The organism is Streptomyces sp. NPDC047022 (genome assembly GCF_040644155.1).
In the GTDB taxonomy this organism is placed as follows: Bacteria; Actinomycetota; Actinomycetes; order Streptomycetales; family Streptomycetaceae; genus Streptomyces.
Map to the genome: position 1 here is coordinate 112,668 of NZ_JBEYVV010000012.1, position 15,413 is coordinate 128,080.

At 70.4% G+C, this 15,413-nt stretch carries 10 protein-coding genes; 2 read left to right on the forward strand and 8 right to left on the reverse strand.

Annotated elements, in window-relative coordinates:
• Window positions 1–135: 135 nt before the first annotated feature.
• The 6 genes from ABZ845_RS15820 to kdpF form a co-directional block, all read right to left on the reverse strand.
• Entirely contained in the window at window positions 136–2,664 is a 2,529-nt protein-coding gene (locus ABZ845_RS15820; protein WP_360978953.1) for a sensor histidine kinase KdpD, read from the reverse strand.
• A gap of 2 nt (window positions 2,665–2,666) precedes the next feature.
• A complete protein-coding gene (locus ABZ845_RS15825; protein ID WP_360978956.1) occupies window positions 2,667–3,350 on the reverse strand; it encodes a response regulator transcription factor in 684 nt (227 codons plus the stop codon).
• A 133-nt stretch (window positions 3,351–3,483) separates the two neighbouring features.
• Window positions 3,484–4,191, reverse strand: a complete 708-nt coding sequence (locus ABZ845_RS15830; protein ID WP_360978959.1) for a potassium-transporting ATPase subunit C — start codon at window positions 4,189–4,191, stop codon at window positions 3,484–3,486.
• 24 nt (window positions 4,192–4,215) lie between these two features.
• A complete protein-coding gene (gene kdpB / locus ABZ845_RS15835) occupies window positions 4,216–6,351 on the reverse strand; it encodes a potassium-transporting ATPase subunit KdpB (RefSeq protein WP_360978962.1) in 2,136 nt (711 codons plus the stop codon).
• Complete coding sequence (gene kdpA, locus ABZ845_RS15840) at window positions 6,348–8,012, reverse strand: potassium-transporting ATPase subunit KdpA (protein ID WP_360978965.1); 1,665 nt, start codon at window positions 8,010–8,012, stop codon at window positions 6,348–6,350. Before kdpA ends, kdpB begins: the two co-directional genes overlap by 4 nt.
• A 5-nt stretch (window positions 8,013–8,017) precedes the next feature.
• Window positions 8,018–8,107 carry a K(+)-transporting ATPase subunit F gene (gene kdpF / locus ABZ845_RS15845; protein ID WP_016434100.1) on the reverse strand — a complete coding sequence of 30 codons (90 nt, stop codon included), beginning with the start codon at window positions 8,105–8,107 and terminating at the stop codon, window positions 8,018–8,020.
• A gap of 361 nt (window positions 8,108–8,468) precedes the next feature.
• Between kdpF and ABZ845_RS15850 the strand changes: the two genes are divergently transcribed.
• The gene (locus ABZ845_RS15850) at window positions 8,469–9,032 is read left to right on the forward strand and encodes a hypothetical protein (RefSeq protein WP_360978968.1); all 564 of its coding nucleotides are present in this window, start codon (window positions 8,469–8,471) and stop codon (window positions 9,030–9,032) included.
• Here the strand turns inward: ABZ845_RS15850 and ABZ845_RS15855 are convergent.
• Complete coding sequence (locus ABZ845_RS15855) at window positions 9,010–11,520, reverse strand: ATP-binding protein (protein ID WP_360978971.1); 2,511 nt, start codon at window positions 11,518–11,520, stop codon at window positions 9,010–9,012. The genes ABZ845_RS15850 and ABZ845_RS15855 overlap by 23 nt on opposite strands.
• Before the next feature lie 245 nt (window positions 11,521–11,765).
• On the opposite strand from ABZ845_RS15855, the gene ABZ845_RS15860 reads away from it, so the two are divergent.
• Entirely contained in the window at window positions 11,766–13,349 is a 1,584-nt protein-coding gene (locus ABZ845_RS15860) for a Na+/H+ antiporter (protein WP_360978974.1), read from the forward strand.
• Window positions 13,350–13,375: 26 nt separating this feature from the next.
• Here the strand turns inward: ABZ845_RS15860 and ABZ845_RS15865 are convergent, their stop codons facing one another.
• The gene (locus tag ABZ845_RS15865; protein ID WP_360978977.1) at window positions 13,376–14,788 is read right to left on the reverse strand and encodes a hypothetical protein; all 1,413 of its coding nucleotides are present in this window, start codon (window positions 14,786–14,788) and stop codon (window positions 13,376–13,378) included.
• Between the last annotated feature and the right edge of the window lie 625 nt (window positions 14,789–15,413).

Sequence of the window (15,413 nt, forward strand, 5' to 3'; positions counted from 1 at the left end):
CGGGAGCGGGGCGGTGTGCCGTGGATCGACTGCGGCGCCGTCGTGGCCGGCCGCGCCCCGGCGAAGCCGCCTGTCGGAGTCGCCACGCGCCCCTTCGGGGCGCTGCGGTTCCCCGGTCTCGTGTCATCTCCCCTGTCACTGCCGGGGAGATGACACCTTCGCCATATGGCCCTGCACCGGCAGGGTGATCACCATCGTCAGCCCGCCTCCAGGGGTGTCTTCCGCGCCGAGCGTCCCGCCCACCGCCTCCGTGAAGCCGCGTGCCACCGCGAGACCGAGCCCCACACCGGCACCGCGCGGAGCGTCGCCGTAGCGCTGGAACGGCTCGAAGATGCGCCCCTTCGCGTCGTCCGGGACCCCTGGTCCCCGGTCGACGACACGCAGTTCGACGCGGCTGCCCAGCGTGCTCGCGGACACCAGCACGGGCTCGTCCTGCGGGCTGTACTTGACCGCGTTCTCCACGATGTTGGCGACCGCACGCTCCAGCAGCCCCTTGTCCACCGAGACCATCGGCAGGGTCTCCGGGATGTCGAGTTCGACGCTGCCCTCGGGCACGCCGCCGAGCGCCATCGGCACCACCTCGTCCAGGTCGATCTCCCGGATGATGGGGGTGACGGTGCCGGTCTGCAGACGGGACATGTCGAGGAGGTTGCCCACCAGGTTGTCGAGACGGTCCGCGCCGTTCTCGATGGCCGCCAGCAGCTCCGCGGTGTCCTCCTCGGACCACTCGACGTCGTCGGAGCGCAGGGAGGTCACCGATGCCTTGATCCCGGCCAGCGGGGTGCGCAGGTCGTGGCTGACGGCGGCGAGCAGCGCGGTGCGGATGCGGTTGCCCTCGGCCAGCTCCTTCGCCTTGTCCGCCTCCTCCTGGAGCCGTCTGCGGTCCAGCACGACGGCGGCCTGCGCGGCGAACGCGGACAGCACACGGCGGTCGGAGGCCGGAAGCACCCGTCCCGACAGTGCCAGCGCCATATGGTCGCCTATCGGCATGTCGACATCCGCGTCCTCGGGGGACGCGGACGGGCGTGGGCCGACGCTCCCGGCGCAGGTCCACGGCGTGACGTCGCTCTCCCGCTCGAGGAGGGCCACGGACTCCATGCCGAAGGTCTCCCGCACCCGTTCGAGGAGTGCCTCCAGACTCGCCTCGCCGCGCAGCACGCTGCCCGCCAGGAAGGACAGGATCTCCGACTCGGCGCGCAGCCGCGCCGCCTGATGGGTGCGGCGCGCCGCGAGGTCCACCACGGACGCCACGGACACCGCCACCGCGACGAAGATGACGATGGCGACGATGTTCTTGGGGTCGGCGATCGTCAGGGTGTGGACGGGCGGGGTGAAGTACCAGTTGAGCAGCAAGGAGCCCACGACCGCTGAGGCCAGTGCCGGCAGGAGGCCGCCGAGCAGGGCCGCGGCGACCGTCAGCGTCAGGTACAGCAGCATGTCGTTGGCGAGGCCGACGTCGGGAGTGACCGAGGTGAGCAGCAGCGTGAGCAGCGCGGGCCCGAGGACTCCGGCGAGCCAGCCCCAGATGATCCGCCAGCGGCCGAGCCGCGCACCCCGCGCCACCGGGAGTCCGCGCCCCTTGCCCGCCTCGCCGTGGGTGATGAGGTGAACGTCCAGGTCCGGGCCCGACTCACGGGCCACCGTGGCCCCGACTCCCGGCCCGAACACGTACTGCCAGGTCTTGCGGCGGGAAACACCCAGCACGATCTGGGTGGCGTTGACGCCGCGTGCGAAGTCCAGCAGAGCGGCGGAGACGTCGTCTCCCACCACATGGTGGAAGGTGCCGCCCAGGTCCTCGACCAGGGTCCGCTGGACGGCGAGTTCTTTCGGAGAGGCCGAACTTAGGCCGTCGCTGCGGGAGATGTACACGGCGAGTACTTCACCGCCCGCGCCCTTCTCCGCCAGCCGCGCGGCCCGCCGGATCAGGGTGCGGCCCTCGGGACCGCCGGTGAGTCCCACCACGATCCGCTCGCGCGAACCCCAGATCTTCGACACCTGGTGCTCGCTGCGGTACGCGTTGAGGTACTCGTCCACCCGGTCCGCCACCCACAGCAGGGCCAGCTCCCGCAGCGCGGTCAGGTTTCCGGGCCGGAAGTAGTTGGACAAGGCCGCGTCGACCTTGTCCGGCTTGTAGATGTTGCCGTGCGCCATCCGTCGGCGCAGCGCCTGCGGCGACATGTCGACCAGCTCGATCTGGTCCGCCCGCCGCACCACCTCGTCGGGCACGGTCTCCTGCTGCCGGATACCGGTTATGGACTCGACGACGTCACCCAGGGACTCCAGATGCTGGATGTTGACGGTCGAGACGACATCGATCCCCGCCGCCAGCAGCTCCTCCACGTCCTGCCAGCGCTTGGAGTTGCGCGAGCCAGGGATGTTCGTGTGGGGCAGCTCGTCGACCAGGGCCACCTGGGGCCGTCGCGCGAGCACCGCGTCGACGTCCATCTCGGTGAAGCCGGTCTCCCGGTACTCGAGTTCCTTGCGGGGGATCTGCTCCAGACCGTGCAGCATCACCTCCGTGCGCGGACGGTCGTGGTGCTCCACGAAGGCCACCACACAGTCCGTGCCCCGCTCGATACGGCGGTGCGCCTCGGACAGCATGGCGTAGGTCTTGCCCACACCCGGCGCAGAACCGAGATAGATCCGCAGCTTGCCGCGTGCCATGTTCATCCCTCGAAGCGGTAGCCCATGCCGGGCTCGGTGATGAGATATCGGGGGTGCGAGGGGTCCGACTCCAGCTTTCGGCGGAGTTGGGCCATGTAGACCCGCAGATAGTTGGTCTTGCTGCTCTGGGACACCCCCCAGACCTCCTGGAGCAGGTATTTCTGGGTGATGAGCCGGCCGGGGTTGGTGACCAGGATCTCCAGCAGATGCCACTCGGTCGGGGTAAGCCGTACGTCCCTGCCGTCGCGGACGATCCTCTTGGCGAGGAGGTCGATGCTGAAGTCGTCCGTCTCCACCCACGTCGTTCCCGGGGTGAGCGGCACGTCCTCCGTGCGGCGGACGGCCGCCCTGAGGCGGGCCATGAGTTCGTCCATGCTGAACGGCTTGGTGACATAGTCGTCGGCTCCGGCGTCCAGCGCGGCCACCTTCTCGTCCGACGCCTGGCGGGCCGACAGCACCAGGACCGGCACACGGGTCCAGCCGCGCAGGCCCTTGATGACGGCCACGCCGTCCATGTCGGGCAGGCCCAGGTCCAGGAGCACCACGTCGGGCTGGCGCGCGGCGGCCAGACGCAGCGCGGTGGCGCCGTCGGGGGCCGCGTCCACCTCGTACCGGCGCGCCTGCATGTTGATCACGAGGGCTCGTACGAGCTGCGGGTCGTCCTCCACCACCAGCACCCGGGTCATGGGCGTGTGCCTTCCTGTCAGACGTGGGGGCCGCTCGCGCCGGACGCGGCGCAACCGGCCTCATGGCGGCGGGAGTCGGCCGCTCCGGGATGCCTCCCGGGCCGCCGACTCCCGTTCGGGTCGCGTGACGCCGTCAGCTCTTGGCCGACAGGGCCTTGAGTGCGATGTTGAGCTCCAGGACGTTCACCCGGGGCTCCCCGATGAAGCCGAGGGTTCGGCTCGTGATGTGGTCCTTGACCAGCTTCTCCACCTGGGCGACGGACAGGCCGTTCTTCTCGGCCACGCGGTGCACCTGGATCTCGGCGTACTGCGGGGAGATGTCCGGGTCCAGGCCGGAGCCGGAGGACGTCACCGCGTCGGCGGGGACGTCCGACGGCTTGACCGTGTAGCCGGACACCGAGTTGTCCTTGACTACCGCGGCCTTGGCGTCGAGCACCAGGGCGCAGAGCGTGCCGTCCTCGGGCTTGGCGGGGCACTTGCCGTTGACCGCGCCGTTGTCACCGGAGCGGTTGGTCGCGCCCGACAGGATCAGCGTGTACTGGGTGTTGACACTGTTGGCGCCCAGGCCGTTCTGGGGACGGCCCTGGAACCACTTCAGGTCGGGGTCGGGGGTCTCCTGGCCCTTCTTCAGCGGCAGGTTGTAGGCCTGGCCGATCAGCGAGGAGCCGACGACCTTGCCGTCCGCCTTGATCTCGGAGCCGTTCGCCTTGTTGCTGAACAGCCCCTGGGCTATGCCGGTGACGACCAGCGGGTAGATGACGCCGGTCACCAGGGTCAGCACGAGGAGGGCGCGCAGGCCCGCCCCGAGCAGCCGGGCGGTGTTCGTGACGGAATTTTTCATGGTGATCAGCACGCCTTTGAAGAGCTACAGCCCGGGAATGAGGGAGATGAGCATGTCGATGATCTTGATGCCGATGAAGGGGGCGATCAGTCCGCCGATGCCGTAGATCCCGAGGTTGCGGCGCAGCATCTTGTCGGCGCTCACCGGCCGGTACTGCACACCCCTGAGGGAGAGCGGCACCAGCGCGATGATGATCAGCGCGTTGAAGATGACGGCCGACAGGATCGCGGAGTCGGGCGAGGCCAGGTGCATGACGTTCAGCTTGTCCAGGCCGGGGTAGACCGCCGCGAACAGCGCCGGGATGATCGCGAAGTACTTCGCGACGTCGTTGGCGATGGAGAACGTCGTGAGCGCACCACGGGTGATCAGCAACTGCTTGCCGATCTCCACGATCTCGATGAGCTTGGTCGGGTTGGAGTCGAGGTCGACCATGTTGCCGGCCTCCTTCGCGGCCGACGTACCCGTGTTCATCGCCACGCCGACGTCCGCCTGCGCCAGGGCCGGGGCGTCGTTGGTGCCGTCACCGGTCATCGCGACGAGCTTGCCGCCCGCCTGCTCCCGCTTGATCAGCGCCATCTTGTCCTCGGGAGTGGCCTCCGCGAGGAAGTCGTCGACGCCCGCCTCCTCGGCGATCGCCTTGGCCGTCAGCGGGTTGTCACCCGTGATCATGACGGTCTTGATGCCCATGCGGCGCAGTTCCTCGAACCGCTCCCGCATGCCCTCCTTGACGACGTCCTTGAGGTGGATGACACCCAGCACCCGGGCACCCTCACCGTCGTGGACGGCGACCAGCAGCGGGGTGCCGCCGGACTCGGAGATACGGTTCGCGATCTTGTCCGCGTCCTCGGCGACCGTGCCGCCCTGCTCCTTGACCCAGGCGATGACCGAACCGGCCGCGCCCTTGCGGATCTTGCGCCCGTCGACGTCCACGCCCGACATACGGGTCTGGGCGGTGAAGGCTATCCACTCGGCGCCCGCCAGCTCGCCCTGGTGGCGCTCGCGCAGACCGTACTTCTCCTTGGCCAGGACGACGACGGAACGGCCCTCGGGCGTCTCGTCGGCGAGTGAGGAGAGCTGCGCGGCGTCCGCGACCTCGGCCTCGGTGGTGCCCTTGACCGGGACGAACTCGGCGGCCTGGCGGTTGCCGAGCGTGATGGTGCCGGTCTTGTCGAGCAGCAGCGTGGAGACGTCACCGGCGGCCTCGACCGCGCGGCCGGACATCGCGAGGACGTTGCGCTGGACCAGGCGGTCCATGCCCGCGATACCGATCGCCGAAAGGAGCGCGCCGATCGTGGTCGGGATGAGGCAGACCAGCAGGGCGACCAGGACGACCATCGTCAGGTGCGTGCCCGCGTAGTTCGCGAGCGGCGGCAGCGTGGCACAGGCCAGCAGGAAGACGATCGTCAGCGACGCCAGCAGGATGTTGAGCGCGATCTCGTTCGGCGTCTTCTGCCGGGACGCGCCCTCCACGAGGCTGATCATCCGGTCGATGAAGGTCTCGCCCGGCTTCGTCGTGATCTTGATGACGATGCGGTCCGACAGGACCTTGGTGCCGCCGGTCACCGCGGAGCGGTCACCGCCGGACTCGCGGATGACGGGCGCCGACTCACCGGTGATCGCGGACTCGTCGACGGACGCGACACCCTCGACGACGTCACCGTCGCCGGGGATGATGTCGCCCGCCTCGCACACCACCAGGTCACCGATGCGTAGTTCGGTACCCGCGACCTGCTCCTCGGACGTGCCGTCCGCGAGAAGTCGGCGGGCCACCGTGTCGGTCTTGGCCTTGCGCAGCGTGTCCGCCTGCGCCTTGCCACGGCCCTCGGCCACCGCCTCGGCGAGGTTGGCGAACACCACGGTCAGCCACAGCCAGGCACTGATCGCCCAGCCGAACCAGTCACCCGGATGCTGGAAGGAGAACACCGTGGTCAGCACGGAGCCGATCCACACCACGAACATCACGGGGGACTTGACCATCACCCGCGGGTCGAGCTTGCGGAAGGCCTCCGGCAGCGACTTGAGCAGCTGCTTGGGGTCGAAGAGACCCGCGCCGACACGGCCCTCGGCGGACTTGTTCCCGGTGGGTACGTCGCTGTGCGGCGCCCGGGTCGGAGTGGCAGTGGACATCGAGTCCTCTTGGTTCTCTGTACGAGTGGTCATGACGCCAGCCCCTCGGCCAGCGGACCCAGCGCCAGCGCCGGGAAGTACGTCAGACCGGTGATGATCAGGATTGCGCCCACCAGCAGTCCGGTGAACAGCGGCTTCTCGGTGCGCAGGGTGCCTGCGGTGGCCGGGACCGGCTTCTGCTCGGCGAGCGAACCCGCCAGCGCCAGGACGAAGACCATCGGCAGGAAGCGGCCCAGCAGCATCGCCAGCCCGGTCATGGTGTTGAACCAGTCGGTGTTCGCGTTCAGACCCGCGAAGGCCGAACCGTTGTTGTTCGCCGCCGAGGTGAAGGCGTACAGGACCTCGGAGAAGCCGTGGGCACCGGAGTTCAGCATCGAGTGCGGCGGGGTCGGCAGCGCCATCGACGCCGCCGTGAACACCAGCACCAGCGCCGGAGTGATGAGGATGTAGATCGCCGCGAGCTTGATCTCACGCGAGCCGATCTTCTTGCCCAGGTACTCGGGCGTGCGGCCGACCATGAGACCCGCGATGAACACCGCGATGATCGCCATGATCAGGATGCCGTAGAGACCGGAGCCCGTACCGCCCGGCGCGATCTCGCCGAGCATCATGCTCAGCATCGTGATGCCGCCGCCCAGACCGGTGAAGGAAGAATGGAAGGAGTCCACGGCGCCGGTCGAGGTCAGTGTCGTGGACACCGCGAAGATCGACGAGGCGCCGACGCCGAAGCGGGTCTCCTTGCCCTCCATCGCACCCCCGGCGATCTGGAACGCCGGACCGTGGTGAGCGAACTCGGTCCACATCATCAGGGCCGAGAAGCCGATCCAGATGGTGGCCATGGCGGCGAGGATTGCGTAACCCTGCTTGACCGAGCCGACCATGACGCCGAACGTGCGGGTCAGCGAGAACGGGATCAGCAGCAGCAGGAAGATCTCGAGCAGGTTCGTGAACGGGGTGGGGTTCTCGAAGGGGTGGGCGGAGTTGGCGTTGAAGTAGCCGCCACCGTTGGTGCCGACCTCCTTGATCGCCTCCTGGGAGGCGACGGCGCCGCCGTTCCACTGCTGCGAGCCGCCCATGAACTGGCCGACCTCGTGGATGCCGGAGAAGTTCTGGATGGCGCCGCAGGCGACGAGGACGACCGCGGCGACCACGGACAGCGGCACCAGGATGCGGATCGTGCCGCGCACCAGGTCGGACCAGAAGTTGCCCAGTTCACCCGTGCGCGAGCGCGCGAAACCACGCACCAGCGCCACGGCGACGGCGATGCCGACGGCCGCGGAGACGAAGTTCTGGACGGCCAGGCCGGCGGTCTGCACGACGTGACCCATGGTCTGCTCGCCGTAGTACGACTGCCAGTTGGTGTTGGTCACGAAGGACACGGCCGTGTTGAACGACTGCGCCGGATTGACCGAGGAGAAACCGAGCGAGCCCGGAAGGACTCCCTGGATCCGCTGGAGCAGGTACAGGAAGAGGACGCTAACCGCGGAGAAGGCGAGGACACCGCGCAGGTAGGCGGGCCAGCGCATCTCCGTGTCGGGGTTGGCACCGATGCCCTTGTAGATCCACTTCTCGACGCGCAGGTGCTTGTCGGAGGAGTAGACCCTGGCCATGTAGTTGCCAAGCGGTACGTAGCACAGCGCCAGCGCGCCGATCAGGGCGAGCAGCTGGAGCACGCCGTCAAGTACGGGACCCATGTCTCTCAGAACCTCTCCGGGAAGATCAGGGCGAGGACGAGATAGCCCAGCAGGGCGACGGCCACGACCAGGCCGACGATGTTCTCGGCAGTCACAGCTTCGTCACCCCCTTGGCGACGAGGATCACCAGCGCGAAGCACGCGATCGTGGTGACGACGAAGGCCAGATCGGCCATCGTGAACTCCTGGGATGAGGTTCGAGGGCTAAGGACTGGCTAAGCGAAACAGCCCTCCTGGCCGGATTCGACTCCCCTTGACGGGTCCCATACGGTCGGCTGCGCCCCTTTGACGCCACTCTGACGTCCCTCCCGCTGACCTGCGTGAACACATCTCCGCAGGACTGGCAGGGGGCGCTTCGCCGTCCGCCGCTGTGACCGCGTCAAGAACCGGCGGCTGCCCGTCAGAGTGGCGTCAAGGAAGGGTGCCCCCCACTCCCGCCGTCCCTATGGTCAGCGGTATGGGACGCCGCAACGACACGCGACGCGATACGCCGGGCGCTGACGCGCACGCACAGGGATCCGGCCAGACTGCGCACGATCGCCGCTGGGCCAGGGAGCTGAACAGCGCGACCCGCTGCGCGGCCCTGCTCCTGACCATGCTGCTCCTGATCGACTGGGGCTCCGGCAGCGCGACATGGTCGCGCGCCGCGCTGTGGCTCGCTCTGTCCGTACTGCTGTTCCTGGTGCTGCTCCCGCGCCGCGTGTCCGCCGGCGAGGGCTGGCTGGCCTCGCGCGGCCTGCTCGGCACCCGGCGGGTGCGCACCGACCGCCTGGTGTCGGTGCGCTGCCTGGAAGGCGTCTCCCAGCGGCTCGTCCTGCGGGACGTGTCCGGCGCCCGGGTCGAGCTCGACCCTCAGGTCCTGGTGAACAATCCCGACCTCTGGTACCGCCTCTGTGAGGACGCCCGGCGCTCCGAGGCCGAGGGCACCCTGCTGTGCGGGACGACGGCGCTGCGGCGGGTCCAGGACCGCGTCGACCGCGAGACGGTTCTGACCATGTTCAGGATGTCCGGCCTCGACTGACGGGGGACTGCCCGGCCGGGTACCGCTCGTCTCCGATCGGCTCGGCGCCCGGCAGGGACAGAACCATCGTCAGCCCGCCGCCGGGGGTGTCCTCTGCGGTGAGGGTTCCGTCCATCGCTTCGGTCAGTCCCTTGGAGAGGGCGAGGCCGAGGCCGAGGCCGGTGGTGTTGTCCGTGTCGCCGAGCCGCTGGAAGGGTTCGAACAGCCGGTCGCGGCCGGTCGGCGGCAGGCCGGGGCCTCGGTCCACGATCCGCAGTTCGACGCGCCCGGCGAGGGCACTGGCGGTCACCAGTACCGTGGCGCCGGGTGGGGTGTGGCGGGCGGCGTTGCCGACCAGGTTGGCGATCACCCGCTCCAGCAGGGGCGGATCGGCCAGCACCGGCGGGATGTCCTCCAGGCTCGAGGCCTCGATGCCGGGCACGTCCGCGAGCGCGGGCGGCAGGACTTCTTCCAGGGCGGTCGCCCGCAGGTTCAGCGTGAGTGCTCCGGCCTGCAGCCGGCTGAGGTCGAGGAGGTTCTCCACCAGCCGGCTGAGCTTCGCCATCGACTCGTCGGCGGTGGCCAGCAGTTCGTCCCGGTCCGCGGCCGAGAACTCCACGTCACGGCTGCGCAGCGAGGTGACGGCGGCCCAGCCCGCGGCGAGCGGGGTGCGCAGATCATGGCCGACGGCCCGCAGCAGCGCCGTACGCATCCGGTCGGCGGCCTTGACCGGTTCGACCTCGGCGGCGGCCTCGGCGAGCCGGGCCCGCTCGACGGCGGAGCCCACATGCGCGGCGAAGGCCGCGAGCACCCGCCGCTCGGACGCCGAGAGCGCCCGGCCGCGCAGCACCAGGAAGGCCTCGACACCGGCCGGCACGACGGTGACGCCCTCGCCCTCCGGGGGCTTGTTCACCAGTTCGACCGACTCCATGCCGAAGGTCTCCCGGGTGCGTTCCAGCAGCGCGGGAATCGTCTGGCCTCCGCGCACGATGCTGCCCGCCAGCGACGACATGGTCTCCGCCTCGGCCGCCGCACGGGCCGAGCGCCGGGACAGGCGCAGGGAGCGGTCCACGACGCCCGCGACCACGGCGGCCACCACGACGAAGACCGCGAGGGCCAGCAGGGCGTTCGGGTCGCTCAGCGTGAACTGGCCTATGGGCGGGATGAACCAGTAGTTGAGGAGCAGCGACGCGGTCAAAGACGCGATCACGGCCGAGACGACCCCGCCGATGCAGGCCACGCCCACCACGGTGAGCAGGAACAGCAGCGCTTCGCTGGTGAGGTTCAGGGGGCCGCGCATCTGGGCGAGGCCGAGGGTAAGCAGCACCGGCAGTACCAGGCCGGCTACCGGCCCGGCGATCAGCCGGGCCGTGGAGAGCGTACGGCGCCGCGACGGCAGCAGGGTGCCGCGACCGGCCCGCTCATGCGTGACGCGGTGGACGTCGATGTCACCGGACCGGGCGATGACGGCGTCCCCGGTTCCCAGGCCCGTGAGGAAGGTCTCCAGGCGGCCTCTGCGGCTGGTGCCCAGGACCAGCTGGGTGGCGTTCTCGGAGCGGGCGAACTCCACGAGGGTGGTGGCCACGTCGTCGCCGACGACCGAGTGGTAGCTGCCGCCGAGGTCCTCGACCAGCCGTCGCTGCCGGACCAGCGAGGCGTGCGAGACCCCGGCGGCCAGGGCGTCGCTGCGGGCCACGTGCACGGCGAGGAGATCGCCGCCGGCGGACCGGGCCGCGATCCGGGCGGCGCGCCGGATCAGCGTGTCGCCCTCGGGGCCGCCGGTCAGGGCGACGACCACGCGCTCGCGGGTCTCCCATACGCCGCCGATGGCGTGCTCGGCCCGGTACGTCTGGAGCGCCTCGTCGACCCGGTCGGCCACCCACAGCAGCGCCAGCTGGCGCAGCGCGGTCAGGTTTCCGGGCCGGAAGTAGTTGGCAAGTGCGGCGTCGATCTTCTCGGGCGCGTAGATGTTGCCGTGCGCCATGCGCCGGCGCAGTCCGTCGGGCGGCATGTCGACCAGCTCGATCTGGTCGGCCCGGCGTACGACCTCGTCGGGGACCGTCTCGTGCTGCGGCACCCCGGTGATCTTCTCGACGACGTCCTTCAGGGACTCCAGATGCTGGATGTTCACGGCGGTGACGACGTCGATCCCTGCCTGCAGCAGCCGTTCCACGTCCTGCCAGCGCTTGGCGTTGCGGTCCCCGCCGGGCACGTTGGTGTGGGCCAGCTCGTCCACGACCACCACTCCGGGCCCGCGTTCCAGCACCGCGTCCAGATCCATCTCCGGGAAGACCCCGCCGCGGTACTCACACCGGGCGCGGGGCACGGTCTCCAGGCCCTCCAGCATGCGCTCGGTATGAGGGCGGCCGTGGCACTCCGCGAACCCGACCACCACGTCCGCGCCGCGCAGGGCGCGGCGCCGCGCCTCGTCGAGCATCCGGTAGGTCTTGCCCACGCCGGGTGCCGCCCCGAGGTAGACCTTCAGTCGTCCGGGCTGTACGTCCTTCATCGCAGCCGAAGCGCTCCGCTCACTGGCTCAACTCCTCGCGGGAATGAGTCGCATCTCACCTTCGATGCCCCACGGAATCCTGTCCGCGGGCCGGTGGGTACGGCCGTTAGCGGATCCTTGGCGGCGGTCCTGTGGACCTTGACACTGTCTTGACACCGCTCGTACCGATAGGGTGAAGGCGGTGTGCCGGGAAGTCTGGTCGGCGGGGAGCCATGGTGGCTCCCGATCTAGGTCCAGGGGACGGCATGCGCAGCGTAGGGACGGTTCTCTCACTTGTGGTACTTGCCACCGTTGTGGCGACCTTCGCCCGCCGGTGGCGCATTCCTGCGCCCTCGCTGCTGGTAGTGGCGGGCCTCGCGGTCGCCCTGCTGCCGGGCACTCCGCACATCCAGATCAGCCCGGACGTGATCGGGCTCGTCGTGCTGCCGCCTCTCCTGTACGCGAGCGCGGAGGAACTGTCGTGGCGTGAGCTGCGCGCGGTGTGGAAACCGGTGGGAGTGCTCTCCGTGGGGCTGGTCATGGCTTCGGCGGCGGCGGTGGGTGCGGTGGCCACACTCGTGACGCCTCTGCCGTGGCAGATGGCGCTCGTGCTGGGCGCCGTGCTGGCCAGCACCGACCCGGTGGCGGTCACCGCACTGGGCAGGCGGCTGGCGCTGCCGCCCAAGGTCCAGGTTCTGGTGCAGGCGGAGAGCCTCTTCAACGACGCGACCTCCCTGGTGCTGTTCCGGGTGGCGGTGAGCGTCGCCGTGGCGTCCGCCGCCGCGGACTGGGGCGCCGCAGGAAGTGAGTTCGTGCTGCTCGCGGGCGGAGGCACAGTGATAGGTGCCGTGCTCGCCGGGGTGGTCACGCTGATCCGGCGGCGTACCGAGGACCCGGTCCTGGAGACGGTGATCGCTCTGGTCACGCCGTACGCCGCGTACGTCCTCGCGGAGGCCGCGCACACCTCGGGCGTCACGTCGGTGGTGGTGGCCGGGGTTGTCCTCGGCGGCCGTGGCGACCGGCTGACCAACGCCCGCATCAGGCTCCAGCTGCACGCTGTGTACGGCACGGTGGTGTTCCTGCTGGAGAGTGTCGTCTTCAGCCTGATAGGTCTCGCCCTGCCCGCGCAGGTGCGGGCCCTGTCCGACGGAGACCGGGCCTGGCCCCTGTATGCGCTGGCCGTCGCCGCGACGCTCGTCGCCGTGCGCCTGCTGTGGCTGGTGCCCCTGTCGGCGGTCGTGCAGCGGCAGGGCGGGGGCCGGCGCATGAACTGGCGGATGCCTCTGGTGCTGACGTGGGCGGGCACCCGGGGTGTGGTCCCGCTGGCCGCGGCGCTGTCCATCCCGGTCGCCACGGCGCACGGCGGCGCGCTGTCGCAGCGGCCCCTCGTGCTCGTCCTGACGACATCGGTCGTGGTCGTCACCCTGGTCGTCCAGGGGTTCACGCTGGCTCCGGTCGTCCAGCGCTCGGGTATCGCGCTCGAGCCCGACCACACGGATCGCGAGGAGGCGTCGGCCCGCTGCCGTCTGGCCGGCGCAGGCATCCGCCGCCTGGACGAGCTGGCCGAGCTGGAGGCGGCACCGGACGTCGTCCTCGACCGGCTCCGTCGGGGTCTGAACGCACGCCTCGACGACGCCCGGGACCGTCTGGCCGACAGCGACGACGATCACGGCGACGGGGCCCCGGCCGAGTCCGCCGACCTCGCCTACCGCCAGCTGCGCCGCGACCTGATAGCGGTGGAGTCGAAGGAGCTGCGGCTGCTGTACGACGAGCACGCGATCAGCGACACGACCCGCAGGCGCCTGCAGCGGTCCCTGGACCTGGAGGAGGCGAGGCTCGCCGACGCTTGAGCGTTACGCGTGAACACCACTCGGGCTCAGCGGAACTCGGCCAGCCGGGGCCGCAGCCCGAGAACGGTGAGGAAGGCCGCGGCGAGCAGCAGCCCGCCCGCCCAGGGCAGCAGTCCGCTCACGGCTGAGCGGCCTTCACGCACCGAGGATGTGAAGTGTGCGCGGTTGATGCCGGCCACCCGGTCGAGCGCGGTCATCCACTGCCCGAAGTGGGCGTTGGACGTGCCGGGTTGCCAGCCCATGCAGAACTCGTCCGCCTCATCTTCCTTCCCGGCGGCCAGCAGCGCGCGGACCGTCCGGTCGTCGCGTTCGTAGACGGCGTAGGCGTCGACGGTCTGTTCGGCCGCGGCGCGCTCCCCGGGGAAGGTGATGTTGTCGAGTTCGCGGCGGAACTCGCCGGTGAAGCGCAGGTCGTGGTGGTCGGATCGGTATGCCTGCCAGGTGGAGGTGAGCTCGCCGTCGTAGGTCTCCAGGCTCGCGTCCTTGATCCCGTACAGCTCCTGGGACTTGGCGAGGAACGACCGCGCGTACTGGTCGCGGCGGCCGGGGTCGAGGAGGTAGCGGCTCTCGTCGGCGTTGGCGTCGTAGGCGGTGGCACGGGCCCGGGAGAGGGCGACGACGGAGTCGAAGGCGTCGTGGCGTGCGACCTTCAGATGCCCCGCGCAGGCGGAGAGCATCTGCGCGCCGAGGAGCACGGCGACCAGGGTGCACACGGTGGCGGCGAGGAGGCCTGGGTTGAGGATCCGCCGGAAGCGGCGCGCCAGGTACCACTGCAGGACGCCCAGCGCGACGAGGACGATGAAGCCGAGGGCCAGGACGGCGGCCAGTTGGGCCGAGAGTGTGGAACGGGCCTGGTTGTAGCGTGTGTTGAAGGCGTCGTCGTTCGACTGTACGAGCCGTCTCGCGTTCGGCAGCAGGTGCTGCTGGAGGAGATCCGTCGCCTTGCGGTAGTCGCCGAGCGCGTCCGCCTTGCCGCCGCTGTGTCCGTCGTTCTCGAGGGCGCGGCCGATCAGCTCCTGGTACTCCGCGAAGTCGTCCGTCAGTGACTCGACGGTCCGCTCGTCGGCCGCGTCGCCCTGGGCGGCGACGGCCAGGGCACGCAGATCGTGTCCGATCTCGCGGCGGGCGTCCCCGTAGTAGCCGACCGCCTTGTCGTACGGGGTCCGCAGCCGTCCCCGGCCCGCGTCGCCGTTGGACAGCAGGATGTTGGCGGCCTGCGCGTCCATGTCGTTCAGGGCGAGGTCGAGGTCGGCGGCGCTCGTGGTGCGGGGCGCGTCGCGGTCGGCCACGGAGTCCCAGGTGCCGGAGGCGGCCAGGCCGGCGAGCAGGAGCAGCAGCGCCAGGGCGACGGTGAGCGAGACCGTGGCCGCGCGCACAAGACGCAGCCGCGCGGGCAGGGTGGCCCAGTAGCGGCGGCGCAGAGCGGCCCGCGCGGCCACGGTCTCGCGAGGGAGGCGGGGCCTCCGTCCGCCGGGTCGCGGCCCCCTTCCTGGCCGCGACCCGGTACCCCCCTCGGGCGGGGCGACCGCCCTCTTCCGTGGCCGTGCACCTGCCTCCTCGCTGGGGCTGTGCGCTGTTCCGGCCGTGATCGTCACGGTCCCTCCAACAACATCTGGCCACGGACGGTCGCCCGTCCCCCGTGCCGCTCAGTCTGCGTCCGGTTCCGGCCATGGACCGGCCGCGTTGACGCGCCCCTGACGCGCGGTCAGGCCGCTTTGACGGGACCTTGACGGACGTCGCGCGAGGCCCGTATGAGAGCCGCAAATTCCGTGCTGAGCTGGCGGGTTGAGGTGTCTTGAAGAGATAGGTTCTCTGTCGGCCGCCCTGAGGTCGCGGACGTCAGTGGCATGACGAGTCCCCTTCGGAACCAGCGTTCCGAGACACCTCGGGCGGCGCAGCGCGCGGCGCCCCGTCGTCCCACGCCCGGCGACCGCGCGCCCGCCGTGGGGGGGCCGGGGCCCCCCCCCCCACCGCCCCCCCCCCCCCCCCCGGCCCCCCCCCCCGGCCCCCCCCGGGGGGCGCGGGCGGCCGGCGGCCCGCTCCAAGCCCCCGGGCGCGCCCCCC

Excerpts from the sequence above, each read along its gene's own strand:
- ABZ845_RS15820 (WP_360978953.1), bottom strand. The coding sequence starts at position 2,664 with ATGGCACGCGGCAAGCTGCGGATCTATCTCGGTTCTGCGCCGGGTGTG.
- ABZ845_RS15825 (WP_360978956.1), bottom strand. The coding sequence starts at position 3,350 with ATGACCCGGGTGCTGGTGGTGGAGGACGACCCGCAGCTCGTACGAGCC.
- ABZ845_RS15830 (WP_360978959.1), bottom strand. The coding sequence starts at position 4,191 with ATGAAAAATTCCGTCACGAACACCGCCCGGCTGCTCGGGGCGGGCCTG.
- kdpB (WP_360978962.1), bottom strand. The coding sequence starts at position 6,351 with ATGACCACTCGTACAGAGAACCAAGAGGACTCGATGTCCACTGCCACT.
- kdpA (WP_360978965.1), bottom strand. The coding sequence starts at position 8,012 with ATGGGTCCCGTACTTGACGGCGTGCTCCAGCTGCTCGCCCTGATCGGC.
- ABZ845_RS15850 (WP_360978968.1), top strand. The coding sequence starts at position 8,469 with ATGGGACGCCGCAACGACACGCGACGCGATACGCCGGGCGCTGACGCG.
- ABZ845_RS15855 (WP_360978971.1), bottom strand. The coding sequence starts at position 11,520 with ATGAAGGACGTACAGCCCGGACGACTGAAGGTCTACCTCGGGGCGGCA.
- ABZ845_RS15860 (WP_360978974.1), top strand. The coding sequence starts at position 11,766 with ATGCGCAGCGTAGGGACGGTTCTCTCACTTGTGGTACTTGCCACCGTT.